27 protein-coding genes and 2 pseudogenes are annotated in these 23,631 nt (G+C 73.1%); 20 read left to right on the forward strand and 9 right to left on the reverse strand.

Annotation, left to right across the window (positions count from 1 at the left end; translation table 11 throughout):
- Positions 1–295: 295 nt before the first annotated feature.
- On the reverse strand, positions 296–937 hold the full coding sequence (locus OHA72_RS32005) for a hemerythrin domain-containing protein (RefSeq protein ID WP_326999750.1): 642 nt from the start codon (positions 935–937) through the stop codon (positions 296–298).
- A gap of 219 nt (positions 938–1,156) precedes the next feature.
- Here OHA72_RS32005 and OHA72_RS32010 point away from each other — a divergent pair, with 219 nt between their 5' ends.
- Positions 1,157–1,906 carry a PP2C family protein-serine/threonine phosphatase gene (locus OHA72_RS32010; protein WP_326999751.1) on the forward strand — a complete coding sequence of 250 codons (750 nt, stop codon included), beginning with the start codon at positions 1,157–1,159 and terminating at the stop codon, positions 1,904–1,906.
- Positions 1,907–1,912: 6 nt separating this feature from the next.
- Here the strand turns inward: OHA72_RS32010 and OHA72_RS32015 are convergent, their stop codons facing one another.
- The 4 genes from OHA72_RS32015 to OHA72_RS32030 form a co-directional block, all read right to left on the reverse strand.
- Positions 1,913–2,278 carry a hypothetical protein gene (locus tag OHA72_RS32015; RefSeq protein WP_326999752.1) on the reverse strand — a complete coding sequence of 122 codons (366 nt, stop codon included), beginning with the start codon at positions 2,276–2,278 and terminating at the stop codon, positions 1,913–1,915.
- 26 nt (positions 2,279–2,304) lie between these two features.
- The gene (locus OHA72_RS32020; protein WP_326999753.1) at positions 2,305–3,891 is read right to left on the reverse strand and encodes a methyl-accepting chemotaxis protein; all 1,587 of its coding nucleotides are present in this window, start codon (positions 3,889–3,891) and stop codon (positions 2,305–2,307) included.
- 65 nt (positions 3,892–3,956) lie between these two features.
- Positions 3,957–5,117 carry a CynX/NimT family MFS transporter gene (locus OHA72_RS32025; protein WP_326999754.1) on the reverse strand — a complete coding sequence of 387 codons (1,161 nt, stop codon included), beginning with the start codon at positions 5,115–5,117 and terminating at the stop codon, positions 3,957–3,959.
- 10 nt (positions 5,118–5,127) lie between these two features.
- Entirely contained in the window at positions 5,128–5,700 is a 573-nt protein-coding gene (locus tag OHA72_RS32030) for a TetR/AcrR family transcriptional regulator (RefSeq protein WP_326999755.1), read from the reverse strand.
- Positions 5,701–5,755: 55 nt separating this feature from the next.
- On the opposite strand from OHA72_RS32030, the gene OHA72_RS32035 reads away from it, so the two are divergent.
- Positions 5,756–6,961 (forward strand): FAD-dependent monooxygenase, encoded by a 1,206-nt coding sequence (locus OHA72_RS32035; RefSeq protein ID WP_326999756.1) that lies wholly within the window; start codon positions 5,756–5,758, stop codon positions 6,959–6,961.
- 44 nt (positions 6,962–7,005) lie between these two features.
- Complete coding sequence (lon, locus tag OHA72_RS32040; RefSeq protein WP_326999757.1) at positions 7,006–9,312, forward strand: endopeptidase La; 2,307 nt, start codon at positions 7,006–7,008, stop codon at positions 9,310–9,312.
- 65 nt (positions 9,313–9,377) lie between these two features.
- On the opposite strand, the gene OHA72_RS32045 is transcribed toward lon, so the two are convergent.
- The gene (locus OHA72_RS32045) at positions 9,378–9,665 is read right to left on the reverse strand and encodes a hypothetical protein (RefSeq protein WP_326999758.1); all 288 of its coding nucleotides are present in this window, start codon (positions 9,663–9,665) and stop codon (positions 9,378–9,380) included.
- Between the two features lie 87 nt (positions 9,666–9,752).
- On the opposite strand from OHA72_RS32045, the gene nth reads away from it, so the two are divergent.
- The 4 genes from nth to OHA72_RS32065 all read left to right on the forward strand — a co-directional run bounded on the left by nth (position 9,753) and on the right by OHA72_RS32065 (position 12,047).
- Entirely contained in the window at positions 9,753–10,721 is a 969-nt protein-coding gene (gene nth, locus OHA72_RS32050) for an endonuclease III (protein ID WP_326999759.1), read from the forward strand.
- A gap of 29 nt (positions 10,722–10,750) precedes the next feature.
- Positions 10,751–11,200, forward strand: coding sequence for an SMI1/KNR4 family protein (locus tag OHA72_RS32055; protein ID WP_326999760.1), 450 nt, complete (start codon positions 10,751–10,753; stop codon positions 11,198–11,200).
- A gap of 45 nt (positions 11,201–11,245) precedes the next feature.
- Positions 11,246–11,542, forward strand: coding sequence for a hypothetical protein (locus OHA72_RS32060; protein ID WP_326999761.1), 297 nt, complete (start codon positions 11,246–11,248; stop codon positions 11,540–11,542).
- 196 nt (positions 11,543–11,738) lie between these two features.
- Complete coding sequence (locus tag OHA72_RS32065) at positions 11,739–12,047, forward strand: hypothetical protein (protein WP_326999762.1); 309 nt, start codon at positions 11,739–11,741, stop codon at positions 12,045–12,047.
- Positions 12,048–12,052: 5 nt separating this feature from the next.
- On the opposite strand, the gene OHA72_RS32070 is transcribed toward OHA72_RS32065, so the two are convergent.
- Positions 12,053–12,301 (reverse strand): hypothetical protein, encoded by a 249-nt coding sequence (locus OHA72_RS32070; protein WP_203852244.1) that lies wholly within the window; start codon positions 12,299–12,301, stop codon positions 12,053–12,055.
- Positions 12,302–12,342: 41 nt separating this feature from the next.
- On the opposite strand from OHA72_RS32070, the gene OHA72_RS32075 reads away from it, so the two are divergent.
- The gene (locus tag OHA72_RS32075) at positions 12,343–13,122 is read left to right on the forward strand and encodes a class I SAM-dependent methyltransferase (protein WP_326999763.1); all 780 of its coding nucleotides are present in this window, start codon (positions 12,343–12,345) and stop codon (positions 13,120–13,122) included.
- 69 nt (positions 13,123–13,191) lie between these two features.
- Positions 13,192–14,178 carry a malate dehydrogenase gene (locus OHA72_RS32080; RefSeq protein ID WP_326999764.1) on the forward strand — a complete coding sequence of 329 codons (987 nt, stop codon included), beginning with the start codon at positions 13,192–13,194 and terminating at the stop codon, positions 14,176–14,178.
- Positions 14,179–14,231: 53 nt separating this feature from the next.
- Here OHA72_RS32080 and OHA72_RS32085 read toward each other — a convergent pair whose 3' ends face one another.
- On the reverse strand, positions 14,232–14,510 hold the full coding sequence (locus OHA72_RS32085) for a DUF6582 domain-containing protein (RefSeq protein WP_326999765.1): 279 nt from the start codon (positions 14,508–14,510) through the stop codon (positions 14,232–14,234).
- Positions 14,511–14,628: 118 nt separating this feature from the next.
- On the opposite strand from OHA72_RS32085, the gene OHA72_RS32090 reads away from it, so the two are divergent.
- From OHA72_RS32090 to OHA72_RS64960, 10 genes and pseudogenes are all read left to right on the forward strand, one after another.
- Entirely contained in the window at positions 14,629–15,495 is an 867-nt protein-coding gene (locus OHA72_RS32090) for an STAS domain-containing protein (RefSeq protein ID WP_442788364.1), read from the forward strand.
- Positions 15,495–15,902 (forward strand): STAS domain-containing protein, encoded by a 408-nt coding sequence (locus OHA72_RS32095; RefSeq protein ID WP_326999766.1) that lies wholly within the window; start codon positions 15,495–15,497, stop codon positions 15,900–15,902. Before OHA72_RS32090 ends, OHA72_RS32095 begins: the two co-directional genes overlap by 1 nt.
- A complete protein-coding gene (locus OHA72_RS32100; protein ID WP_326999767.1) occupies positions 15,899–16,309 on the forward strand; it encodes an ATP-binding protein in 411 nt (136 codons plus the stop codon). The genes OHA72_RS32095 and OHA72_RS32100 overlap by 4 nt, the downstream gene beginning before the upstream one ends.
- Positions 16,310–16,380: 71 nt before the next feature.
- A pseudogene (locus OHA72_RS32105) lies at positions 16,381–16,656 on the forward strand (ATP-binding protein); the annotation flags it as partial.
- Positions 16,657–16,793: 137 nt separating this feature from the next.
- A complete protein-coding gene (locus OHA72_RS32110; protein WP_326999768.1) occupies positions 16,794–17,318 on the forward strand; it encodes a SpoIIE family protein phosphatase in 525 nt (174 codons plus the stop codon).
- Entirely contained in the window at positions 17,315–19,036 is a 1,722-nt protein-coding gene (locus OHA72_RS32115) for an ATP-binding protein (RefSeq protein WP_326999769.1), read from the forward strand. Before OHA72_RS32110 ends, OHA72_RS32115 begins: the two co-directional genes overlap by 4 nt.
- The gene (locus tag OHA72_RS32120; protein WP_326999770.1) at positions 19,033–20,607 is read left to right on the forward strand and encodes a SpoIIE family protein phosphatase; all 1,575 of its coding nucleotides are present in this window, start codon (positions 19,033–19,035) and stop codon (positions 20,605–20,607) included. The genes OHA72_RS32115 and OHA72_RS32120 overlap by 4 nt, the downstream gene beginning before the upstream one ends.
- 61 nt (positions 20,608–20,668) lie before the next feature.
- Complete coding sequence (locus tag OHA72_RS32125) at positions 20,669–20,929, forward strand: metallothionein (protein ID WP_327011714.1); 261 nt, start codon at positions 20,669–20,671, stop codon at positions 20,927–20,929.
- A gap of 77 nt (positions 20,930–21,006) precedes the next feature.
- A complete protein-coding gene (gene ppgK, locus OHA72_RS32130) occupies positions 21,007–21,762 on the forward strand; it encodes a polyphosphate--glucose phosphotransferase (protein ID WP_326999771.1) in 756 nt (251 codons plus the stop codon).
- A gap of 136 nt (positions 21,763–21,898) precedes the next feature.
- Positions 21,899–22,387 (forward strand): annotated as a pseudogene (locus OHA72_RS64960) (protein kinase domain-containing protein); the annotation flags it as partial.
- Positions 22,388–22,594: 207 nt separating this feature from the next.
- Here the strand turns inward: OHA72_RS64960 and OHA72_RS32140 are convergent.
- Positions 22,595–22,957 carry a hypothetical protein gene (locus OHA72_RS32140; protein WP_326999773.1) on the reverse strand — a complete coding sequence of 121 codons (363 nt, stop codon included), beginning with the start codon at positions 22,955–22,957 and terminating at the stop codon, positions 22,595–22,597.
- On the opposite strand from OHA72_RS32140, the gene OHA72_RS32145 reads away from it, so the two are divergent.
- The gene (locus tag OHA72_RS32145) at positions 22,932–23,462 is read left to right on the forward strand and encodes a DUF4352 domain-containing protein (protein WP_326999774.1); all 531 of its coding nucleotides are present in this window, start codon (positions 22,932–22,934) and stop codon (positions 23,460–23,462) included. The genes OHA72_RS32140 and OHA72_RS32145 overlap by 26 nt on opposite strands.
- The last annotated feature ends 169 nt before the right edge of the window (positions 23,463–23,631 follow it).

A 23,631-nucleotide genomic window follows, 5' to 3' on the forward strand; every position in this document is an offset into this window, starting at 1 on the left:
CTCTGGTCGCCGGACGCCGTCGCGGTCCGCGAGGACTACTACTGGCTGGCGTGGACCGGCCTGCGCGGGCTGAACGCCGCCGCCCTGCGCAGCGAGCCGCACGCCCGCGAGTGCTACGCGGCGCTGCTGCCGTGGGCGGGCCAGTTCGTCGGGCTGGCCAGCGGCTCGCTGGCCGGCCCGCCGGTCGACCTGGTCCTCGCCGACCTCGCCGACGTCCTCGGCGACACCGCGGCGGCGGCCTCGCACCGGGCGGCCGGCCACGCGCTGGCCGCCGCCACCGGCGCGGTGCCCTGGCTCAGCCCTGCGGGAAGATAACCGCCTCCCGCCGGGCGAACCCGCGGCGGGTCACCGCGAGCAGCACCCGCAGCACCGGCCCGGCCATCCGCTTGAGCTCGGCCAGCTCCGCGGGCGTGGCGTACCGCTCGATGCGGGGCAGCTCGAAGCCCATCTTCCCGCCCTTGCGCACGGCGGCCTCCACCCTGGCCCAGTCGGCGTCGGACACGTACCGCTGGATCACGGGGAACACGGTGCGCTCCTCGTCCTCGATGTGCTCGTCGAGCAGGTCCCGCAGCGTGCCGAGCACGTCCGCCAGCCGGTGCGCGGCGGCCCGGTCGTGGGGCGCCCCGGCGAGGGTCCTGGCGTCCCGGCGGATCGCGTCGAGCAGCGGGTCGAGCTGCCGGTGGTCGTCGGTGAGCTCCCGCAGGTCGACCTCCGCCCCGGCGCTGGCCGAAAGGACCGGCCACAGGACGTCGTCCTCGGCCTGGTGATGGTGGTGGATCCCGTCGCACAGCGTCTCCAGGTACGCGGCGACGGCCTCGGCCCGCGCCGGCGTGCTCGGCGTGACCCCTCCGGCGATGTCCCGCAGCAAAGCCGCGAACCGGTGCGCGTCGCCACGCATCGACCGGTGGTTGACGGTGATCCCGACAAGGTTCGGCACGGTGTTCTCCTCAGGTCAGATGTTCGGCCCTGAGCAGACCCCCTCCCACTTGGCCGCCACTTAAAGCCAGCTTGCCGCCACCGTCAGGCAGGTCGCGGACACGGTGCGCAGTGGGACGGATACGGAGGTTGTGCAAGTTTCGGCCGTGCGTCGGCGGTGAGGTTTCCGGCACATGAACCCGGGTCACCTTCCGGGGCTGTCCGGGTTACGCTCACGTTGATGACGATCGAGGTCCAGGGCGCCGGGCGCCGCTTGCAGGTCGGCACCGCCACCGAGGTCGGCCGGCGGTATCCGGCCAATTTCGACGTGCTGCACACCGCGGAGCTGCAGCGCCGCCCCGGGCTGTGCGCGGTCGTCGCCGACGGCATGGGTGCCAGCGAGGGCAGCCGGACCGCCGGGCGGACCGCCGTGGACATCTTCACCACCGCCGTGCAGGAGCATCGGGGGCCGTTCGCGCCGCCGGCGCTGTTCGCCGCGGTCGCCGACGCGCAGCGGCAGGTCCGCGCCGCGGGCAAGACCCTGCGGGAGCTGACCGGCTGCACGCTGACCGCGCTCGTCGCCGACGCCACCGGGGCGTGGGTCACGCAGATCGGCGACTCCAGGGTGTACCGGCTGCGCGGCGGGCTGCTCGAGCTGCTCACGATCGACCACACCGAGGCGTGGCTCGGCGCCGTGCACGGCTGGTATCCGGCGGACTCCCCGCAGGCGGAGGCGGCGCGATACCAGTTGCACCGCTTCATCGGCCATCCCGGCCTGCCGGAGCCCGACGTGCTGAGCGTCACGATGTTCCCAGGCGACGTCTACTGCCTGTGCACGGACGGGATCGCCGAGCAGGTGCCGTATCAGCTCATGGAGCGCACGCTGGGCTCGGGCGCGCCGCCGGACGCGATGGCCTCGGCGCTGGTCGCGGCGTCGCTGGAGGCCGGCGGCCGCGACAACGCCACGGCCGTCGTGGTGAAGGTGTACTGAGCCGCGTCAGATGACCAGCTCGGGCGCGGGGCGCTCGGCGGTCACCGTGAGCGCCTCGACGTGCCGGTGCGGCGCCGGGCCGTCCGCGCCGGGCGTGGCGTCGGCCTCGTCGGCGACGACCTCCAGGGCCGCCCAGAGCACCGCGAGGGCGTCGCCGGAGCCGCTGACGTGCAGGGACGGGCCGCCGCGCAGCTGCACGGCGAGGGCGTCGCCGCCGCGCTGCTGGACCAGCGCGCCGTTGCGGATGCGCTGCTCGAACAGGTCACCGGCGGCGCGCAGCCGCCCGGCCAGGTCGCGCAGGGCGGCCGGCGGGCCGGCCAGGTCGAACACGTCACCCGCGACCCGCAGGCGGCACGGCAGCTGATCGTCCACGCCGACCAACCTAACGCACGGCGCGGTCAGTGCTTGAAGCCGCCGACGATCGCGCGGAGCGCCTCCGACATGCTGGTCAGCTCGGCGGCCGCGGTGCGGGTCGCCTGCGCGCCGTGCATCGTGTTGTCGGCGGCGTGCACGACCTCGCCGATGCCGCCGTTGATGCGGTCCGCGCCGCTCGCGGCGACGTTCAGGTCGGTGGCCATGCTGGTCGTGACGGCGCTCTGCTCCTCGACCGCCGAGGCGATCGTCGTCTGGTATTCGTTGATCCGGCCGATCACCCGGGCGATCTCCGAGATCGACTCGACGGCGCCGGCGGTGTCGGTCTGGATCGCGCGGACCCGCTGCCCGATCTCCTCGGTGGCCTTCGCGGTCTCCTGCGCCAGGTCCTTGACCTCGCCGGCGACGACCGCGAAGCCCTTGCCGGCCTCGCCCGCGCGGGCGGCCTCGATGGTGGCGTTGAGGGCGAGGAGGTTGGTCTGCTCCGCGATCGACGTGATCACCTTGATGACGTCGCCGATCTCCGCCGACGACGAGCCGAGCCGGACCATGATCTGCTCCGCGGCGGCGGACGCGTCGACGGCCTGGCCGGCCACGGACGCCGCCTCCGAGGTGCTGATCGCGATCTCGCGGATCGAGGCGTTCATCTCCTCCGCGCCGGAGGCGACGGCCTGGACGCTGCTGGAGACCTCGTGCGACGAGCCGCTGATCTTCGACACCTCGCCGGCGGTGCGCTCGGCGCCGTCGGCGAGGCCGCGGCTGGCGTTCTGCAGCTCGTCGGCGCGGCCGGCGAGGCTGGTGCTGCTGCTGGCCAGGGTCCGCACGGCGGTGCGCATCCGGGTCGTGGCCCGGCCCAGTGCCACGGCCATCTGCCCGAGCTCGTTGTCCGCCGCGAAGTGCGTCTCCCGCGTCAGGTCGCCCTCACCGACGGCGGCCAGCACGTCGCGGACCTGCAGCAGCGGCTTGAGGATCGCCTGGGCCAGCAGCAGCGCGACGGCGATCGCGAGGACCAGCCCGCCGGCGAGGACGACGGCGACCATCACCCTGGCCTGGTCGCGGGCGTCGTTGGCGTCGGCGAGCCGGGCCTCCGCGGTGGCGCGGGACACCTCGGCGAGGGTACCGAGGTGCTTGACCGCCTCCTCCGCCTTCGGCGATCCCTTCCGGGTGAGCAGCGCCTGCCCCTCGGCGGCCTTGCCGGCCGCGATCAGTTGCTGGCCCTCCGCCAGCACCGCGGTGTACTCGGCCCAGGTGGCGGTGAACTGGTCGATCGCGGCGCGCTGGGCCGGGTCGATGTCACGGGAGGCGAACTGCTTGGCCGCCGCGTCGATCCGCGTCGCGGCCTGGTCCCGCGACTGGTTGAACTGCGTGCGGACCGCAGGGTCGACGATCGTGTTCGCGCCGATGCCGTAGAAGCGGTACTGCCACACCGCCACCCGCAGGTCCGCGGCGTCGGCGGCGGGCAGCAGCGCACGGGTGTACATCTCCTTCGCGCTGTCCGCGACGTCGGAGATCTTGACCAGACCGATCCCGCCGACCGAAGCGGCCACGAGACCGGCGACGGCGACCGCGATCATGATGTTGTGGCGCACCTTGAGCGACGCGAACGAAACCACCGGACAACCCCCTGTTAGCTCTTCGTCAGCTCCTATCGGTCAGGCGAAGAGGGAGTTGAGCGGCATCAGGCGACAAAGCGGTCCCGGCCGGACAGGACGGCGAAGACCGCCATGACCGCCGTCAGCGCACTCAGGACCGCCATGGGCAGCGTCCATGACCCGCTGCCGTCCCGCAGCGCGCCGAAGAGGACGGGTCCGGCGGCGGCGACGGTGTACCCGACGGTCTGCGCCATGGCCGACAGCGCGGCGGCCTGCGCGTGGTCGGTCGTGCGGAGGCTGAACAGCGACAGGCACACCACCAGGACGCCGCCCGCGCCGAAGCCGGCCACCACGATCGACGCGAGGGCCCAGCCCGCGGTCCACGGCAGCCACTGCAGCCCGGCGGTGCCCAGGCCGATACAGGCGACCAGGGTGAGCCCGATGAGCCGCTGGTCGCGCATCCGGTGCAGGGCGACCGGGGTGACCAGGTTCGCGGCGACGGCGGCGGTGAGGTACGCGAACAGGTGCCATCCGGCGGCCTGCGCGGGGATGCCGTGGTCGCGTTCGAGGGACGGCAGCCAGGTGATGAGCACGTAGAACGCCATGGACTGCAGGCCCATGAGCACCGTCACCTGCCAGGCGAGCGCGGTCCGCCAGGGCGGGCGGCCGGTGCGCCGCACCGTGGCGCCTTCCGGCGGCGCCGGGCGTGGGCGCAGCACGCGGGGCGACCAGGCCACGGCCGCCGCCACCACCAGCGCGACCCAGCACGCGAGCGCCGCCCGCCAGCCGCCGGCGATCGCGGCCAGGGGCACCGCCGTGCCGGACGCGACCGCCGCGACCACGCTCTGGGTCGCCGAGTAGCCGCCGGACAGCTGCGCGACCCGCGCCGGGTGGTCGCGTTTGACGATGCTCGGCAGGAGCACGTTGAACCCGGCGATGGCCGCGCCGACGGCGGCCGTGCCGAGCCACAGCGCCACGGGTACCGGCGCCGAGCGCACCGCGATCCGGGTGGCGAGGACGACGACGGCCAGGCCGAGGGCGCGCTCGAGGCCGATCCGGCGGGCGACCAGCGGCGCGACGGGGGAGAAGCCGGCGAACGCCAGCAGCGGCAGCGTCGTCAGCAGCCCGGCGGCCGCCCCCGACAGGTGCTCCGAGGCGCGGATCTCGGCGACGAGCGGGCCGACCGAGGTCAGCGGCGCCCGGCCGATCGCGCCCAGCAGCAGTATGCCGCCGACGCGCCGGTTCACAGTGGCCCGCTCACAGGGAGCCGGCGACCAGCCGCAGCGCCTCGGCCAGGTCGTGGCCCGTCGGCGCGTTGGCCGGGTCGATCATCCACTGGACGAGCACGCCGGAGATCAGCGCCTGGTAGAGCGAGCCGACCTGGAACGCCTTCTGCGGCTCGGCGGCGGCGTCGATGCCGTGGAACACCGACGCCCACAGGTCGCGGGCGCCCTGGAGACCCTCGGCGATCATGGCCCGGACCGCCGGTGCGTGCTCGGCCTGCACGAACGCGTCGAACGACGCCATGAACGCGGGCCGGTGGGTGGAGATCGAGGCGATGACGCCGGACCAGTACGCCTCGAAGCGCTCCCGCTGGCTCAGCCCGTCGGCGTCGGTGGACAGCAGCGCGTTGGCCAGCTGCATGCCCCAGTCCTCGAGGGCCTTTTCGAGGGCCGCGTTCAGCAGCGCCTCGGTGGAGCCGTAGTGGTAGCCGATCGAGCCGAGGTTGGTGCCGGACGCGGCGACGATGTCGCGGGCGGTGGTCCGCCCGTACCCCTTCTCGTAGATGCAGCGCACCGCGCCGTCGAGGAGGTCCTCGCGATGTCCCATGGTCCAGATCCTAGGGTCTATACAAACGTATAAGACGAACGTATATTTCCGTGTCATGGACATCCTCATCTCCGGTGCGAGCGTCGCCGGCCCGTCCCTCGCCCTCTGGCTGCACCGCGCCGGCCACCGCGTCACCGTCGTGGAGCGCGCGCCCACGCTGCGCGGCGGCGGGTATGCCGTGGACTTCCGCGGGCGGGTCCACCTGGAGGTCCTGCGGCGGATGGGCCTGCTGGAGACCATGCGGGCCAGGGCCACGCACATGGGCGACATCGCGATCGTCGACCGCGACGACACCGTCAAGGCCACGCTGCCGTCGGCGATCTTCAGCGGCGACCTGGAGCTCCTGCGGGGCGACCTCGGCGAGGTGCTCCACGACGCGACCCGCGAGCACGTCGACTACGTCTTCGGCGACTCGATCGCCACCATCGCCCAGGACGCGGACGGCGTCGACGTCACGTTCGAGCGCGGCGCGCCGGCGCGGTTCGACCTGGTCGTCGGCGCGGACGGGGTCAACTCGAAGGTGCGCGACCTGGTGTTCGGCCAGGTGCCGCAGCGCAACCTCGGCGTGTTCGGCTGCATCTTCACGATGGCCAACGAGTTCGGCCTGGACCGCGCCGGCCTGATGTACAACGAGCCGCGCCGGACCGTCACCATCGCGGGTATAGATCCGGAAAAGGCGGTCATCTCCCTGTTCTTCACGGCCGACGGGCTGGAGCACGACCGGCGCGACGTGGAGCAGCAGCGGCGCATCGTCGCCGACGCGTTCGCCGAGGCCGGCTGGCGGGTGCCGCGCCTGCTCGAAGCGATGCGCACCGCCCCGGACTTCTGGTTCGACTCCACCACGCAGGTCCGGATGGAGCGCTGGTCACGCGGGCGCGTCGTGCTCGTCGGCGACGCCGGCTACGCGGGTGGCCCGGGCGGCAACGGCACCGGCCTCGCGGTCGTCGGCGCGCACATCCTGGCCGGTGAGCTGGGAAGGCTGCCGTTCCAGCGGGCGTTCGAGGCGTACGAGCAGCGCATGCGCCCCTATGTCGACACCTGCCAGAAGCAGGCCTCCGGGGGGTCGGACTTCCTGGTCCCCTCCACCGAGAAGAAGATCGCCCAGCGGGACCGGTTCTTCCGCATGATCCGGTACCTGCCGCCGGTGAAGCACCTGTTCAAGCACCTCGCGACACGGACCGCCACCGCCATCGACCTGCCCGACTACGGTGGCCTGGGTCACACGCGGGACCTTTCCGGGAACAGAGGGAACGTTTTGTAACTTAAGCCTGACACGCTCAACCACAGTGATGGCAGGTGTCTGACATGGCTACTCTTCCGGTTCTTCCACTGACCGACGACGTCCTGCTCCCCGGCATGGTCATCCCGGTCACGCTCGACGCCACCACGCAGGCGGCCGTCGACGCGGCCCGCTCGACCGGTGACAAGCGCGTCCTGGCCGTCCCGCGCGTCGACGGCGAATACGGCTCGTTCGGCGTCGTCGCCGTCCTGGAGAAGGTCGGCCGGCTGCCCAGCGGCGAGCCCGCGGCGGTCGTGCGCGGCCTGTCCCGCGCCCGTATCGGCGCCGGCGTCCCCGGCCCCGGCGCGGCGCTGTGGGTCGAGGCCACCCTGCTCGACGAGCCCGCACCCGCCGGCCGGGCCAAGGAGCTCGCCCGGGAGTACAAGGCCCTGGTCATCGGCGTGCTCCAGGAGCGCGGCGCGTGGCAGGTCATCGACACCGTCGAGCGGATGACGGACCTGTCCGAGCTCGCCGACTCCGCCGGCTACGCGCCGTGGCTCACCCTGGAGCAGAAGATCCAGCTCCTCGGCGCCGCCGACGTCACCGCCCGGCTCGAACTGCTCGTCGAATGGGCCCGCGCCCACGCCGCCGAGCAGCAGGTCAACGAGAAGATCAACCACGACGTGCGCGAGGGCCTGGAGAAGACCCAGCGCGAGTTCCTGCTGCGCCAGCAGCTCGCCGCGATCCGCAAGGAGCTCGGCGAGGACGAGCCGTCCGGCTCCGCCGACTACCGCACCCGCGTCGAATCGGCGGATCTGCCGGACGTCGTGCGGGAGGCCGCCGTGCGCGAGGTGGACCGTCTGGAGCGGGCCAGCGACCAGTCGCCGGAGGCCGGCTGGATCCGCACCTGGCTCGACACGGTCCTCGAAATGCCGTGGAACGTGCGCACCACCGACAACACCGACCTGGCCGAGGCCCGCGCCATCCTCGACGCCGACCACGCCGGCCTCGCCGACGTGAAGGACCGCATCCTGGAATACCTCGCCGTGCGCAACCGGCGCGCGGCGCTGGGCAAGGAGGTCGTCGGCGGCCGCGGCTCCGGCGCCGTGCTCGCCCTCGCCGGCCCTCCCGGGGTCGGCAAGACCAGCCTCGGCGAGTCCGTCGCCCGGGCCCTGGGCCGCAAGTTCGTGCGGGTGTCCCTCGGCGGCGTCCGCGACGAGGCCGAGATCCGCGGCCACCGCCGCACCTACGTCGGGGCGCTGCCCGGCCGGATCGTGCGCGCCCTGCGCGAGGCCGGCTCGATGAACCCGGTCGTGCTCCTCGACGAGGTCGACAAGCTCGCCGTCGGCTACGCCGGCGACCCGGCCGCGGCCCTGCTCGAGGTCCTCGACCCCGCGCAGAACCACACGTTCCGCGACCACTACCTCGAGGTCGACCTCGACCTGTCCGACGTGCTGTTCCTGGCCACCGCCAACGTGGTGGACACCGTCCCCGGCCCGCTGCTGGACCGCATGGAGCTGGTGACCCTGGACGGCTACACCGAGCAGGAGAAGGTCGCGATCGCCCGGGACCACCTGTGGCCGCGCCAGCTCGACCGCGCCGGCCTCGGCGCCGACGAGGTCACGATCAGCGACGTTGCGCTGGGGGCGATCGCCGGCGAGCACACCCGCGAGGCGGGTGTCCGGCAGCTGGAGCGGGCCCTGGCGAAGGTTCTGCGCAAGATCGCGGTCGCCTTCGACGGCACCCCGGTCCACGTCGACGACGTGGTCAGGTACCTGGGGCGGCCCCGGTTCACCCCGGAGTCGGCCGAGCGCACCGCCGTCCCCGGCGTCGCGACCGGTCTTGCCGTCACCGGCGCCGGTGGCGACGTGCTCTTCATCGAGGCGACCTCGATGGAGGGCGAGCCCGGCCTGACCCTCACCGGCCAGCTCGGCGACGTCATGAAGGAGTCGGCGCACATCGCGCTGTCCTACCTGCGCTCCAACGGCCGGCGCCTCGGCATCGACCCCAACGAGCTCGCCGCCCGACGCATCCACCTGCACGTCCCGGCCGGTGCGGTCCCGAAGGACGGCCCCAGCGCCGGCATCACGATGGTCACCGCCCTGGCGTCCCTGGCCACCGGCCGGCCCGTCAGGCCCGAGTTCGGCATGACCGGTGAGGTCACCCTCGCCGGCCGGGTCCTGCCGATCGGCGGGGTCAAGCAGAAGCTCCTGGCCGCGCACCGGGCCGGCCTCACCGAGGTCATCATCCCGAAGCGCAACGAGCCCGACCTCGACGACCTGCCGGAGGAGGTGCGGTCGCAGCTGACCGTGCACGCCCTCGCCGACGTCGCCGACGTGCTCGCCCTGGCGCTGCGCCCGGCGGACGTCTCGACCCTGGTCCCGACCGCCTGACCGGTCCCGTCACAGCGACCCGCCGCCCGGCTTGCCCCGGGCGGCGGGTCTCGCCGTGTCCGTGCCTACCCGGGGTAGTCGGGCGGCGGGTTCGTGGTGCGGATCGTCTCCAGCATCCGCCGCTGGACCCGGCGGTCGTAGCCGCGGGCGTCCGTGGTGATCATCGACCACGGGTCGGCACAGTCGCCCTCGTGCGAGGCGTCCGGGCACAGTGCGTCGACGATCCGGTTCGTGAGCGCGTCGAGCTGCGCCGGGTTGACCAGGACATTGATGCTGATCCGGTACAGCCGGTGACCGGGTGGCACCGCCTGCACCTCCGGGCGCGTCCTGGGCACCTGCTTCTTGCGGGCCATGGTCGCTCCTTCACCGGTCGAGGGAACGGCCGACGGTAGCACCGGGGCGGGCCTCGGCGGGGAGCGGCGCGACGTAGGCTCGTCTGCGTGCCGAGCCGCAACAGGACCCCAGCTGCCACCGAAGCCACCACCGCCGCAGACGTCACCAAGCCGGCGAAGAAGACGGCCGCCGCCGTTGCGAAGCAGGCCCCGGTCGTGAAGAAGGCCGCTCCCGCCAAGAAGGCCGCTGTGGCTGCGAAGGCCGCCGTCGCCACGAAGGCGGCCGCGAAGAAGGCTCCGGTCGGGAAGAAGGCCGGTGTCACCAAGAAGGCCGCCGTGGCGAAGAAGGCGGCGGCGAACGGTGCCGTCATCGCCGGTGCGGTGCCGGCCGGGCCGGACCTGGAGCAGACCCGCCGGGCCAGGCGCATCCTGCGGCTGCTCACCGCCCGCTACCCGGACCCGGTGCTCGAGCTGGACTTCGAGTCGCCGCTGCAGCTGCTGGTCGCCGCCGTCCTCGCCGCGCAGACCCTCGACGAGCGGGTCAACCTGGTCACCCCGGTCCTCTTCAAGCGCTACCCGACCGCCGCGGACCTCGCCGCCGCCGACCCGCAGGAGTTGGAGCAGATCCTCGTCCCCGTCGGGTACTACCGGGCCAAGACCCGCAACGTCATGAAGCTCGCCGAGGTGCTCGTCGAGCGGCACGGCGGCGAGGTGCCGAAGACGTTCGAGGAGCTCGTCGAGCTGCCGTGGGTCGGGCGCAAGACGGCCAACATGGTGCTGGGCAACGCGTTCGCCGTGCCCGCGATCTCCGTCGACACCCACGTCGGCCGGGTCGCGCACCGGCTCTCCTGGGGCCCGGAGAAGGACGGCGAGGCCACCGAGACCGGCGTCCGCGCGCTGTTCGAGTCGAAGGACTGGGTGCCGGTCAACCTGCTGCTGATCCTGCACGGCCGGCGCACCTGCCACTCCCGCAGGCCCGCCTGCGGCGCCTGCCCCCTGGCGGAGGAGTGCCCGTCGGCCGGTCTGGACGGCAAGGGCGAGCTCGACCCGGAGAAGGCCCGCGCCCTGCTGAAGTAGGCACCGCTCGGCGATGGCAGACTGCTTCGGTGCAATTCGCCGAGTTCGACGTGCTGCTGGAGCAGGCGTTGCGGCGGTATGCGGCCCAGGAGCGCGACGGCGACGTCGCCGTGTTCGACCACTGGCGGGCCACCGAGGGGGATCTGACGCGGGTCGAGCGGCGGCTGGGCGTACACCTGCCGCAGCAGTACCGACGGTTCCTGCTGCGCTACGGCGCCGGGCGGTTCCTCTTCGTCGAGCTGCTGCCCGCCGACGAGGGCCGCCGCTGGGTCGAGACGCTGCTGGGCGCCAACGAGCCGGGCGCCGGGTTCGTGGCCGTCGCCCCGGTCGGGACCGGCGACTACTGGGGTTTCGTGGTCCGCGACGGCGTGTGCGAGGACGCGGTCAGCTTCCGGTACCACGAGGACGGCGCCGTCGAACCGGCCGCCGAGGACTTCCTGGAGTTCGCCGCCGTGGAGGGCCTGCGCGTCGGCCGGTGAAGGCATGATGTTCGGTGTGCGCTTCTCTCTGCCCGGCACCGCGTCATGACCGCCCCGTTCGGCATCGGCGCCGAGGTGTACCCGGGACTGGCGAAGGTCGCCGAGGAGGCAGGTGAGCTGCTCCAGGTGCTCGGGAAGCTGGTCGCCACGTCCGGTGCGGCGACCCACTACGACGGCTCGGACCTGCGGGCCCGCCTGGTCGAGGAGTGCGGCGACCTGCTCGCCGCCCTGGGCTACCTCACCGCCGCCAATGGCATCGCCGACGAGGTCGCCGAGCGGGCGGCCGCCAAGCGGGAGCTGTTCCAGGCCTGGCACGACGCGGCGCGGGCCAGCCGACGGTGATCGTCGGGCCCCCCGGCCTCCACGAGCACCACCGGCCGCCCCGCGCCCCGCTCGGACCTCCTTCGTACGCCGAAACCGTGTCGACGTGGATGGTGGCGGCGTAGGACGATGCCGGGCATCGGCACTTCGACCTACGAAGACCATCGAGGAGCGTGAGGGGTTGCGTTGCCCGGCGAGAACGGCGCAGCATTGACACATGCCGACAGCTCACGTGCAGCGCGTCGCCTGGGACGGTGCCCGGATGATCGTGCGGGCGTGCGCCGACCGCGACTGGGCGGTCTGGTTCGCCAACTGGATCAACGAGCACGCGGGGCCGCCGTTCGGGCAGCTGGTGATGCAGTGCCGGACGCGGCTCGTCGCGGCGTACGGCTACGAGGCCGCCGCGCTGGAGACCGGGATGTGGCGGGTGCGGCTCGACGACCTCATGGCGCAGCGGCCCGACCTGGTCGAGCCGCTCGCCGAGATCGTGCGCGACGCCACCCAGCGCCTGCGCACCGTCGCCTGACCGACCTATCTCAGGGCGGGCTGCCGGGTCTCGCGCTGCGCGGACTCCACCACCTCGCCGCGGGTGTCGCCGAGCCACACGACCGGGTTCACCGGCGTGCCGACCCGGCTGAGCAGCCCCGTCTCGTCGGTCCACGCGACCAGCGGGACCGGCTGCACGTGCTCGGTCTGCCAGCCGATGACGCGGCCGGCCTGGATCTCGTCGTCGGCGGCCGTGGCCAGCCACAACACCTGCGTCTGCGGAATGATCGTCATGCCCTCAGTGATGCCCCGGCAACGGAAGGTGCAATCCCGTCATGGCCGATTTCGAGGCGCTGCTGGCCGAAGGCGCTGCCGCGCCGGTCGAAGGCTGGGACTTCTCCTGGTTCGAGGGCCGCGCCACCGAGAAGCGGCCGCCGTGGGGGTACGCCGGGCTGCTCGCGGCCCGCTACCGCACCGTGAGCTCCGCCCTGGACGTGCAGACCGGCGGTGGTGAGGTCGTCGCGTGGGCGCTGCGCCGCGCCGGGACGGTCCCTGGCGTCCTCGCCGCGACCGAGTCGTGGGCGCCGAACGTCGCGCTCGCCAGGCGGGCCCTCGCACCGTACGGCGCGACGGTCGCCCAGGTCGCCGACGAGGACCCGCTGCCGTTCGACGGCGGCACGTTCGACCTCGTCAGCAGCCGCCACCCGGTCGTCGCGCCCTGGCCGGAGATCGCCAGGGTGCTGCGCCCCGGCGGCGGCTACCTCGCCCAGCACGTCGGGGTCGGCACCGCGCACGAGGTCACCGAGGCGATGCTCGGCCCGACCCCGGTCAACCAGGGCCGGCTTCCCGCGACGGCGGCCCTCGACGCGGAGGCCGCCGGGCTGCGGGTACGCGACCTGCGGGAGGTGACGTTGCGGATGGAGTTCCACGACGTCGCGGCCGTCGTGGTGTACCTGCGCAAGGTGATCTGGATCGTGCCAGGGTTCACGGTCGCCGCCTACCGGGAGCCGCTGCTGGCCCTGCACGAGCGGATCCAGGCGGAGGGGCCGTTCGTCGCGTACACCACGCGGTACCTGATCGAGTGCTCCAAACCACATCGCAACGCCAGTGGGTGAACGGTCGTTGGGGGGCCGGGGATAGTTTGTGTGGAGAAGCACACCCGCCGCTGCCGCAGGAGAAGTCTGATGAGCGAGTCCGTGAACGTAACCGTGACCGGTGCCGCCGGCCAGATCGGCTACGCGCTGCTGTTCCGCATCGCGTCCGGTCAGCTGCTCGGCGCCGACACCCGCGTGAAGCTGCGCCTGCTGGAGATCCCGCAGGCCGCCCGCGCCGCCGAGGGCACCGCGCTGGAGCTGCAGGACGGCGCGTTCCCGCTGCTCGCCGGTGTCGACGTGTTCGACGACCCGAAGCAGGCGTTCTCCGGCGCCAACGTCGCGCTGCTCGTCGGTGCCCGCCCCCGCACCAAGGGCATGGAGCGCGGTGACCTGCTCGAGGCCAACGGCGGCATCTTCAAGCCGCAGGGCGAGGCGATCAACGCCGGTGCCGCCGAGGACATCCGCATCCTGGTCGTGGGCAACCCCGCCAACACCAACGCCCTCATCGCCCAGCGCAACGCCCCCGACGTGCCCGCCGACCGGTTCACCGCGATGACCCGCCTGGACCACAACCGGGCCGTGGCGCAGCTGTCGCAGAAGCTCGGCGTGCCGGTCTCGGAGATCAGCAAGGTCACCATCTGGGGCAACCACTCCGCGACGCAGTTCCCCGACATCCTGCACGCCGAGGTCTCCGGCCGCAACGCCGCCGAGGCCGTCGGCGACCAGCAGTGGTATGCCGACGAGTTCATCCCGCGGGTCGCCAAGCGCGGCGCGGAGATCATCGACGTGCGTGGCGCGTCCTCGGCCGCCTCGGCCGCGTCCGCCGCCATCGACCACGTCTTCGACTGGGTCAACGGCACCCCCGAGGGTGACTGGACGTCGGTGGCGCTGCCGTCCGACGGCTCCTACGGCGTGCCGGAGGGCCTGATCTCCTCGTTCCCGGTCGTGTCCCGCGGCGGCAGGTGGGAGATCGTGCAGGGGCTGGACATCGACGCGTTCTCCCGGGCCCGCATCGACGCATCCGTCGCCGAGCTCGCCGAGGAGCGCACGGCCGTGGAGCGCCTGGGCCTGATCTGAGTCATCGGTGACGCCGGCCCGCCCATCCCGCACGGTGGGCGGGCCGGCGCGTCTCAGTGCGGAGTGCGGCCGAGCTCGTGCCAGCTCGCCTCCGACAGCTCCACCTGGTAGTGCTCGGCCGCCTTCGCCAGGTTCGCGAAGGCGAGGTCGCGGTCCGTGTCGTTGACGCCGCGGACCTGGTCGAAGCGGGCGACCGCGTTGCGGACGTGTTTGGCGTCCGTCAGCGGCAGCTTGCGATGCTCCGGGAACGCGTAGACGCTGTCGGGCAGGCGCTCGCGGGTCTCCTCGGACAGGGTGCCGTGTGCCTCGTAGGGCCTCCAAGTCGTCTTCATACCGGTTTTCTTCCCTGGCGGCGCGGTCGTGACACCCCGATCGGCGGCATCGTTCGCGGCGGGTGGCACGGGGCGGTACCGTCTGGTCCGACGGACGACCGGTCGAAGGAGATCACGAGTGAAGGTGGATGCCGACGCGCGGCAGCGGCTGAGTGCGTTCCTTGGGGCGCATGAGGATTCGATCGTGCGGCAGTGGACGGAGATGGCCGCCCGCACGTTGCGTGGCCGGCTCACCAACGTCGAGCTCACCCGGCAGGTGCGCGACGTGTTCGGCGCCCTGCAGGGCCTGCTGACCGCTGACGGCGACGGGCAGATCGCGGGCGCCGAGGCCGGCGAGTCGCGGGCGGCCCTCGCCGAGCTGTCGCGGGCGTGGGCACGGCAGGGTTTCACCCCGAGCGAGACCGCGAGCCTCGTGTTCACCGTCAAGGAGGTCGTGCTCGGTCTCACCGAGGCCGGCCAGGGTGAGCTGGCGACCACCGACTTCCTGCTCCTGTCGCTGGTCGTCGACGACATGGGGCTGTTCACGTTCGAGACCTACACCAAGACCCGCGAGTCGGTGATCGCCGACCAGACCGAGCAGCTGCTGGAGCTGTCGACGCCGGTCGTGAAGCTGTGGGACGGCGTCGTGGCGGTGCCGCTGGTCGGCACGCTGGACTCCGCCCGCGCCCAGGTGGTCATGGAGAAGCTGCTGCAGACCCTGGTCGACACCGGCTCCGCGTTCGCGATCGTCGACATCACCGGCGTGCCGGCGGTCGACACGCAGGTCGCGCAGCACATCCTGAAGACGGTCGTTGCGGCCCGGCTGATGGGCGCGGAGTGCATCATCTCCGGCATCCGGCCGCAGATCGCGCAGACCGTCGTCGCGCTCGGCATCGAGTTCGGCGACATCGTGACGAAGTCCAACCTGTCCGATGCGTTGCTGCACGCGCTGCGCGCCAGCGGCGTCGAGGTGGTCCGCCGGTCGGGCCGCGACAGGGCGCTGTGATGGATCGGGTCCCCGTCCTGAAGATCGGCGAGATCCTGCTGGTCTCGATCCAGATCGACCTCGACGACCAAACCGCACTGCAACTGCAGGAGGATCTGGGCGACCGGATCGTGGAGACCGGCGCGCACGGCGTCGTGATCGACATCTCGGCCCTGGAGATCGTCGACTCGTTCATCGGCAGGATGCTGTCCACGATCGCGTCGGTGTCCCGGGTCCTGGACGCCGAGACCGTTGTCGTCGGCATGCGGCCCGCGGTCGCGATCACGCTGGTCGAGCTGGGGCTGTCGCTCACCGGGGTGCGCACCGCGCTCAATGTCGACAAGGCATTGGAGATCCTCGCCGAGGCCAAGCAGGTGCGCGGCGTCGGTCTGCTGAGGCTCCGCGGCTCCGACGACGTGCCCGTATGACGCAGCCGCCGGAGCCCCAGCGACTGCCGATCACCGACGACAAGGACGTCGTCAGGGTGCGCCAGGCGGTGCGGGTGATCGCGCTGGCCGCGAAGCTGCCGCTGGTCGACCAGACGAAGCTGGTCACCGCGGCGAGTGAGCTGGCCCGCAACACCCTGATCCACGGCGGTGGCGGGCACGCCCTCGTCGGTCAGGTGCACAACGGGCGCCGGGGCGGGGTCCGCGCCGAGTTCGTCGACACCGGACCCGGCATCGCCGACCTGAACCTGGCGTTCACCGACGGCTACACCACCGGCAGCGGCCTGGGACTCGGCCTCAGCGGCTCGCGCCGCCTCGTCGACGAGTTCGAGATCGTCACCGCCGCCGGGGAAGGCACCCGGATCACGGTGACCAAGTGGGCACGGTGACACCACAGGCCCCGGTGCCGTTGGTCGAGGAGCTCGGCTGGATCCCCGTCGACGAGGCGGGCGCCGCGGGTGTGGCCCGCCGCGTCGCCGTCGACTGCGCCCGCCGGCTCGGCTTCAGCGACGAGCGCGCCGGTGAGGTCGCGATCGTCGCCGCCGAGCTGGCGAGCAACCTGCACCGCCACGCCGACGTCGGGTCGCTGTCGGTGCGCTGCCTGCGCGCCGGTGCGGCCGGCGGGGTCGAGCTCGTCGCCGTCGACAGCGGCCCCGGCATGGCCGACCTCGTGTTCAGCGGCGCCGACGGCACGTCGACCGCCGGCACGCTCGGCATCGGCCTCGGCGCGGTCCGCCGCCTGTCGAGCCACTCCGGGGGCTACTCGCTGCCCGGGCGTGGCACCGTGCTGACCGCGCAGCTGTGGGCCGGCCGCGACCGCGTCGGCTCGCCGGTCGTCGCGGGCCTGAGCAGGCCGATCGCGGGCGAGACGGCGTGCGGCGACCGCTGGGCGGCGCGGGGTGCGACGGTGCGCTGCTGCTGCTCCTCGCCGACGGCCTCGGCCACGGCGGCCTGGCAGCGGCGGCCGCGAACGCCGTCGTCGACGCGTTCCTCGCCAGCGGCCTGGACGCGCCGGCCGCGATCGTCGAGCACCTGCACCGGGTCGTGTCGCACACCCGTGGCGCGGCCGTGTCCGTGGTGCGGGTCGAGGGCGGCGCGGTGCGCTTCGCCGGCCTGGGCAACGTGGCCGGCGTGATCGCGTCGCCGGACGGCGAGCGGCGCAGCATGGTCAGCATGCCCGGCATCGTCGGACACCAGTCCCGCGGCGTGCGCGAGTTCGCCTACGAGCTGCCGCCCGGCGCCGTCGTGGTGCTGCACTCCGACGGCGTGTCGGACCGCTGGAACCTGCGCGACTACCCCGGCCTCAGCCGGCAGGACCCGCTGCTCATCGCGGGCACCCTGTTGCGCGACGCCGGCGTGCGCCGCGACGATGCCTGCGTGGCGGTGGTGCGGCCGTGACCGGGCGCCGGGAGGCCGCCGGGGGTGACGCCGTGACCGGCGACTGGACGCCGCTGCCGGAGCCGCTGCTGTGGATGACGCTGCACGGCGACCAGGACGTCTTCGTGCTGCGCCAGCGTGGCCGTGAGGTCGCCGCGGCGGTCGGCATGGAGCACCAGGACCAGGTCAGGGTCGCCACCGCGCTCAGCGAGATCGGCCGGCACGCCATCGGCGCCACGGTGACCTTCACCGCCGAGGTTTCCGCGAGGCCCCGTCTGGTCATCGTGGTAGAGGCGGACGGCATCGGGATCAGTCCGCCCGAGGGCACGGCGGCGGCGGGCCGGTTGATGGACGAGGTGCACGTGGAACGGGACCGGATCAGCCTGACGCGCAGGCTGCCCGCCCAGGTCGGACCGGAGCGGCTGGCCGAGGCGCGACGCACGCTGGCGCAGAGCCTGCCGACGACCGCGCTGGACGAGCTCAGCGTCCAGAACCGGCAGTTGGTCACCGCCCTGGAGGAGGTCCAGGCGCACCGCGACGAGCTGCTCACCCTCAACGCGGAGCTGGAGGAGACCAACCGCGGGGTGATGGCGCTGTACACCCAGCTGTCCGAGGAACTGGAGCAGACCAACCAGGGTGTCGTCGCGCTGTACGCGGAGCTGGACGAACGCTCCGCCCAGCTGCGCGAGGCCAACGAGGCGAAGAGCCGCTTCCTGGCCAACGTCTCGCACGAGCTGCGGGCGCCGGTCACCGCGATCATCGGGCTGACCCGGCTGCTGCTGGACGCGCGTTCGGAGCCGCTCACCCCCGACCAGACCCACCAGCTGGGGCTGGTCCAGGACTCCGCCGCGGACCTGCTCGCCCGGGTCAACGACCTGCTGGACCTCGCCAAGGCCGAGTCCAACAGGATCGAGGCGGACTGGGCGCCGGTCGACCTCGCCGCCGTCTTCGGCCAGCTGCGCGGCACGCTGCGCCCCCTCGCCAGGCCCGGCGTCCAGCTGGAGATCGCCGAGCCGGACCCGGTCGACCTGGTCACCGACGAGCTGCTGCTCACCCAGATCCTGCGCAACCTGCTCACCAACGCACTGAAGTTCACCGACGCCGGCACCGTCGGCATGGGCGCGCTCGTGCTGGACGGACGGCTGCACATCGCGGTCGCCGACACCGGCATCGGCATCCCGTTCGCCGAGCAGCGGCGCGTCTTCGAGGAGTTCCACCAGGTGCGCGGCGCCCACCAGGCGGGCGGGACCGGGCTCGGGCTGCCCTACGCGCGGCGGCTCGCGACGCTGCTCGGCGGAGGGCTGAGCATGGTGAGCGAGCCGGGGGAGGGCAGCACCTTCACCCTCGACCTGCCGCTGCGCCCGTCGGCGCCGGACACCGACCTGCCGCACGTGCCCGCGGTCCTCGTCGTCGACGACGAGGCCGCCGCCCGGCAGGTGCTGCGCGAGCATCTCGCCGGCATCGCCGAGCACGTCCATGAGGCCGCCGACGCCCGGTCCGCGCTCGCCATCGCGACCCGCGAGCGGCCGTCGGTGATCTTCCTGGACCTGCGGATGCCGGGCGGCGACGGCGCCGAGCTGATCGCCGCGATGGCGGGGGTGCCCGAGCTCGCCCGCATCCCCGTCGTGGTGGTGACCGGCGCCGACGCCGGGCACGTCCCGGGCGCCGCCGCGGTCCTGGCGAAGTCGGTCCTCACCAGGCGGGCCGTCGCAGACGTCGTCGCCCTGGTGACGGGGTGATCCCCGACGCCGCCGCCGACATTCTCGTCGTTGACGACAGCCCCTCGAAGCGGTACGTCATCACCAGCTGGCTGCGCCGCGACGGGCACCGGGTGGTCGAGGCCGCCACCGGCCTGGAGGCGCTGCGACTGCTGCACGGCGGCCCGGACGGCGCCGCGCTGCACGCCGAGCTGGTCGTGCTCGACGTGCGGCTGCCCGACATCGACGGGTTCGAGGTCGCCGAACGCATCAAGGAGGACCCGCGCACGTCCGCCGTCCCGGTGATCCACATCTCCGCGACCGCGGTCCACGTCGTCGATCGCACCCAGGGCCTCAACCGCGGCGCCGACGCGTACCTCGCCGAGCCGATCGACCCGGACGAGCTGCTCGCCACGGTCCGGGCGAAGCTGCGGGAGTACCGGGCCCGCCGCCGCGCCGAGCGCCTCGCCGGGCGGCTCACCCGCCTCGTGGACACGACCACCGCGTTCAACGCCACCACCAGCCTGCCGGACCTCCTGGTCGCCGCGGCGACCGGCGCGAGCCGGGTCTTCGACGGGCCGGCCGCCGTCGCCGCCGGCTCCGAGGAGACCGGCCCGATCGCGGTGCAGGTCGACGCCGTGGACGGCGTGCCGCAGGTGCGGGCGGCGATGCGGGAGCCGTACGAGCACGACCCGCTCGACGGGCAGGCCGGCACCGTGCTGTTCCGGCAGGAGACCGGCCCGTGGTGGCCCGGCGCCGTGTGGCGGGTCGTCGCCCGCGCCAAAACCGGCCGGGAGCCGCTGCACGTCGCGGTGCCCGCCGAGGGGTTCAGCGACGACGACGCGGACCTGCTGCGCCAGTTCGGCCAGGCGGTCGCGCTCGCGGTGGAGGCGCTGCGCAGCTACGACGAGGAGCGCCGCACCGCGCTCACCCTGCAGCAGAGCATGCTGCCGCGGCGCCTGCCGACAGTGCCGGGGGTGCAGCTCGCGGTGCGGTACCAGCCGGCCAGCGAGCACGCCTCCGTCGGCGGCGACTTCTACGAGCTGCTGCTGCTGGACGGTCAGCTGGTCGCGGCGATCGGCGACGTCGCCGGGCACTCGCTGCGCGCCGCCACGATCATGGCCGAGGTCCGCCACGCGCTGCGGGCCTACCTGATCGAGGACGCCGCGCCCGGGCCGAGCATGGAGCGGCTCAACCGGATGATGCTGCGGCTGCTGCCGGAGGAGATCGCCACGATGTGCCTGCTGAGCATGGACCCGGCCAGCGGGCGGATCCGGCTCACCAACGCCGGGCACCCGCCGCCGCTGCGGATCCGCGACGGGCAGGTCACGCAGGTCGAGGGGCGGGTCGCGCTGCTGGGCGTGCCGACCCCGCACGACGAGGAGATCCCGCTGACCCTGGCGCCGGGGGAGACCCTGGTCCTGGTCACCGACGGGCTGATCGAGTCGCGCGGGCACACTTTCAACGAGGGGCTGGCCGCGCTGTGCGCCGCGGTCGCCGACGTCGACGAGGACCTGGAACGCTTCTGCGACCGGCTGCTCACCGACCTCGGCGCGGGCTCCCGCGACGACGACGTGGCCCTGCTGGTGATCCGCAGGGTGGATTTCCCCTGAACCGGTTGCACCGTGTCGCGTGACCGAACACGCTGCGGTAAGACGAATGGGGGACATCATCATGGCGGTCTGTGAGACCTGCGGCAACGATTACCACATGGCATTCGAGATCAGGACGGTCGGCGGCGGCGTGCACGTCTTCGACTCCTTCGAGTGCGCGATCCACCGGCTCGCGCCGCTCTGCGAGCACTGCGGCACGAAGATCGTCGGCCATGGCGCGGAGGTGTCCGGCAGCTTCTACTGCTGCGCGCACTGCGCCCGCACCGCCGATCAGGCACTGGGACTGGAGATCCGCGACGCGGTCGGGGCGTACCCCGGGTGAACCTCGCCGGTGCCCTGCATGATTGGGTCCTATTGCAGCAGGGCATTGGATGAGGCACACGTCGCGGAGGAGCAACTGTGGTGGTCCTGGGGATCGACATCGGCGGTTCGGGCATCAAAGGGGCGCCGGTCGACCTGGCAACCGGTGAGTTCACCGCCGATCGGCACCGCATCGAGACCCCGCAACCCGCGGACATCGCCGCCGTCGTCGACACGGTCGCGGCGGTCGTCGGGCAGTTCCCGCCGGCCAGCAGCGTCGGCATCACGTTCCCGGCGGTGGTCCAGCACGGCGTGACGAAGACCGCCGCCAACGTCGACGCGTCCTGGGTGGACGCGCCGGCGGAGCAGCTCTTCAGCGACGCGCTGGGCCGGCCGGTGACGGTGCTCAACGACGCGGACGCGGCCGGGGTCGCCGAGATCGAGTACGGCGCAGGCAAGGGCGTCGACGGGCTGGTCGTGATGGTCACGCTGGGCACCGGCATCGGCAGTGCCCTGTTCATCGACGGACGGCTGGTGCCCAACACCGAGTTCGGCCACCTGCAGCTGACCGGGCACCACCTGCACGGCGGCGACGCCGAGGACTTCGCCTCGGACCGCATCCGGGAGACCGAGGAGCTCGGCTGGCCCGAGTGGGCCGAGCGGGTGCAGGTGTACCTGCGGCACCTGCACGCACTGCTGTGGCCCGACCTGATCATCATCGGCGGCGGCGTGAGCAAGAAGACCGACAAGTGGCTGCAGCACGTCTCCGTGCCCACGAAGGTCGTCCCGGCGACCCTGCAGAACAACGCCGGCATCGTCGGCGCCGCGCTGCTGGCCTCACGGCGGGCGCACTGAGCGCCGCATCGTGACCGCCGGCGTGCGGTCATAGGGCACGATAGGTCGCATGGGGGACATGCCCGCGCCGCTGCGAGCCGAGGACCCGGCCACGGTCGGGTCCTACCGGCTGCTCGGCGTGCTCGGCGTCGGCGGCATGGGCACCGTCTATCTCGCCGCCGGCCCCGACGACCGCCGGGTCGCGCTCAAGGTCATCAATCCGGTCTGGCACGGCGACCCGCATTTCCGGCAGCGCTTCGCGGCCGAGGCCGCCGCCGCGTCGCGGGTCGCCGGCTTCTGCACCGCGCGGGTGCTCGACGTGGCGCTGGACGGCCCGGTGCCGCACCTGGTGACGGAGTACGTCTCCGGGCCGTCCCTGCACGACTACACGACCGTCAACGGCCCCCTCGCGGGGCAGGTGGAGGCGGTCGCCGTCGGGGTCGCCGCGGCGCTCACCGCGATCCACGCCGTCGGGCTCGTGCACGCCGACCTCAGCCCCCGCAACGTGCTGCTGTCGCCGTTCGGCCCGAAGGTCATCGACTTCGGCGTGGCCCGCCTGCTGGGGCACTCGGGCCCCGTCGGGCAGCTGTTCGGCACCCCTGGGTGGCTGGCACCCGAGCAGGAGCGGGGCGCCCCGCCGAGCCAGGCCTCCGACGTGTACGCGTGGGGCATCCTCGTCGCCTGGGCCGGCACCGGCGTCAAGCCGGCCGGGTCGGTGCCGCCGGGGCTGGACCCAGGGCTCGCCGAGGTCGTCGCGCGGGCGCTGCGGGACGACCCGGCCGCCCGGCCGACGGCCCGCCAGGTCCTCCTCGCGCTCGTCGGCGACGACGACCCCGCCGCGGTGCACGTGACCTCACCCCGCGCCGGTCCGCGGCGCTCCGGCGGTCCTGGCGGGCCCGGGCACGCCACCGCGGCGGTGCGCGGGGCGGCCGCACGCGGGCCGCGGCCCGGCCCGCTTCGCGCCGGGTGCCGCGTCCGTCATGCCGGTCTCGCCGACGGCCGTGCACGGCGCGCAGGTGGCCGGGATGCCCGTTTCGCCGGTGCCGGTGAGCCCGACGATGCTCGATCCGGCCGGCGGCGTCCCCGGTGGCTTCGGGACGTCCCAGTATGCGGGCGCCCGCGGCCCGCGGATGCCGCTGCCGCCGGTGCCCCCGCCGCCGCGCCGGCTGCCGGCCAGGTTCGGCCGCGCGGTGAGCGCGGTCGTGGCGGTGCTCATCGTGCTGGGCTGCCTCTGGGGCGTGTTCCGGCTCGCCGACTCGGCCGGCTCCGGGGACCCGCAGGCCGGTCCCAGCACCGCGGCGCCGGCCAGCAGGGCGCCGTCGAAGAAGCCGAGCCCGGTGGCGACCGACGGCGGGATCCGCTTCACCGTCAAGGACTTCAGCTGCGGCGTGGCGCAGATCGGCAAGCTGCCCCTGGTGAAGCAGGCGAAGGGCGAGTTCTGCCTGGTGCAGATCCAGGTGGAGAACCTGGGCAGCGGCGGCACCTACATCTGGCAGGGCTCGCAGCGGCTGCGCGACACCGACGGCAACGACCACAAACCGGACGACTGGTCGTGGCTCTACAACGAGGCCACCCGTCCGCTGTACGGCGAGATCAAGGCGGGCAGACCGGTCACCGGCACGCTCGTCTTCGATGTGCCGAAGGGGCTCAGCTTCGACGTGCTGGTCGTCAAGCAGCACGCGCTGAGCGACGGCACGGTCATCCGCCTGCCCGGTCGGTAGAGCGCTTTCGCGGACAGCCTCCAGCGGCGTCGCGACCGCCGGCGCATCGACGTGCTGCCGAGCAAACACCACGGCGCGAGCCCTTGGCAAGGTTTTCCCGGACGTTAACTTTCGTTACCACCGTGTTATTGACACCACAGTCCGCAATCGGATTTAGTGTGCCGGAACC

It is taken from the genome of Dactylosporangium sp. NBC_01737, assembly GCF_035963215.1.
In the GTDB taxonomy this organism is placed as follows: domain Bacteria; phylum Actinomycetota; class Actinomycetes; order Mycobacteriales; family Micromonosporaceae; genus Dactylosporangium.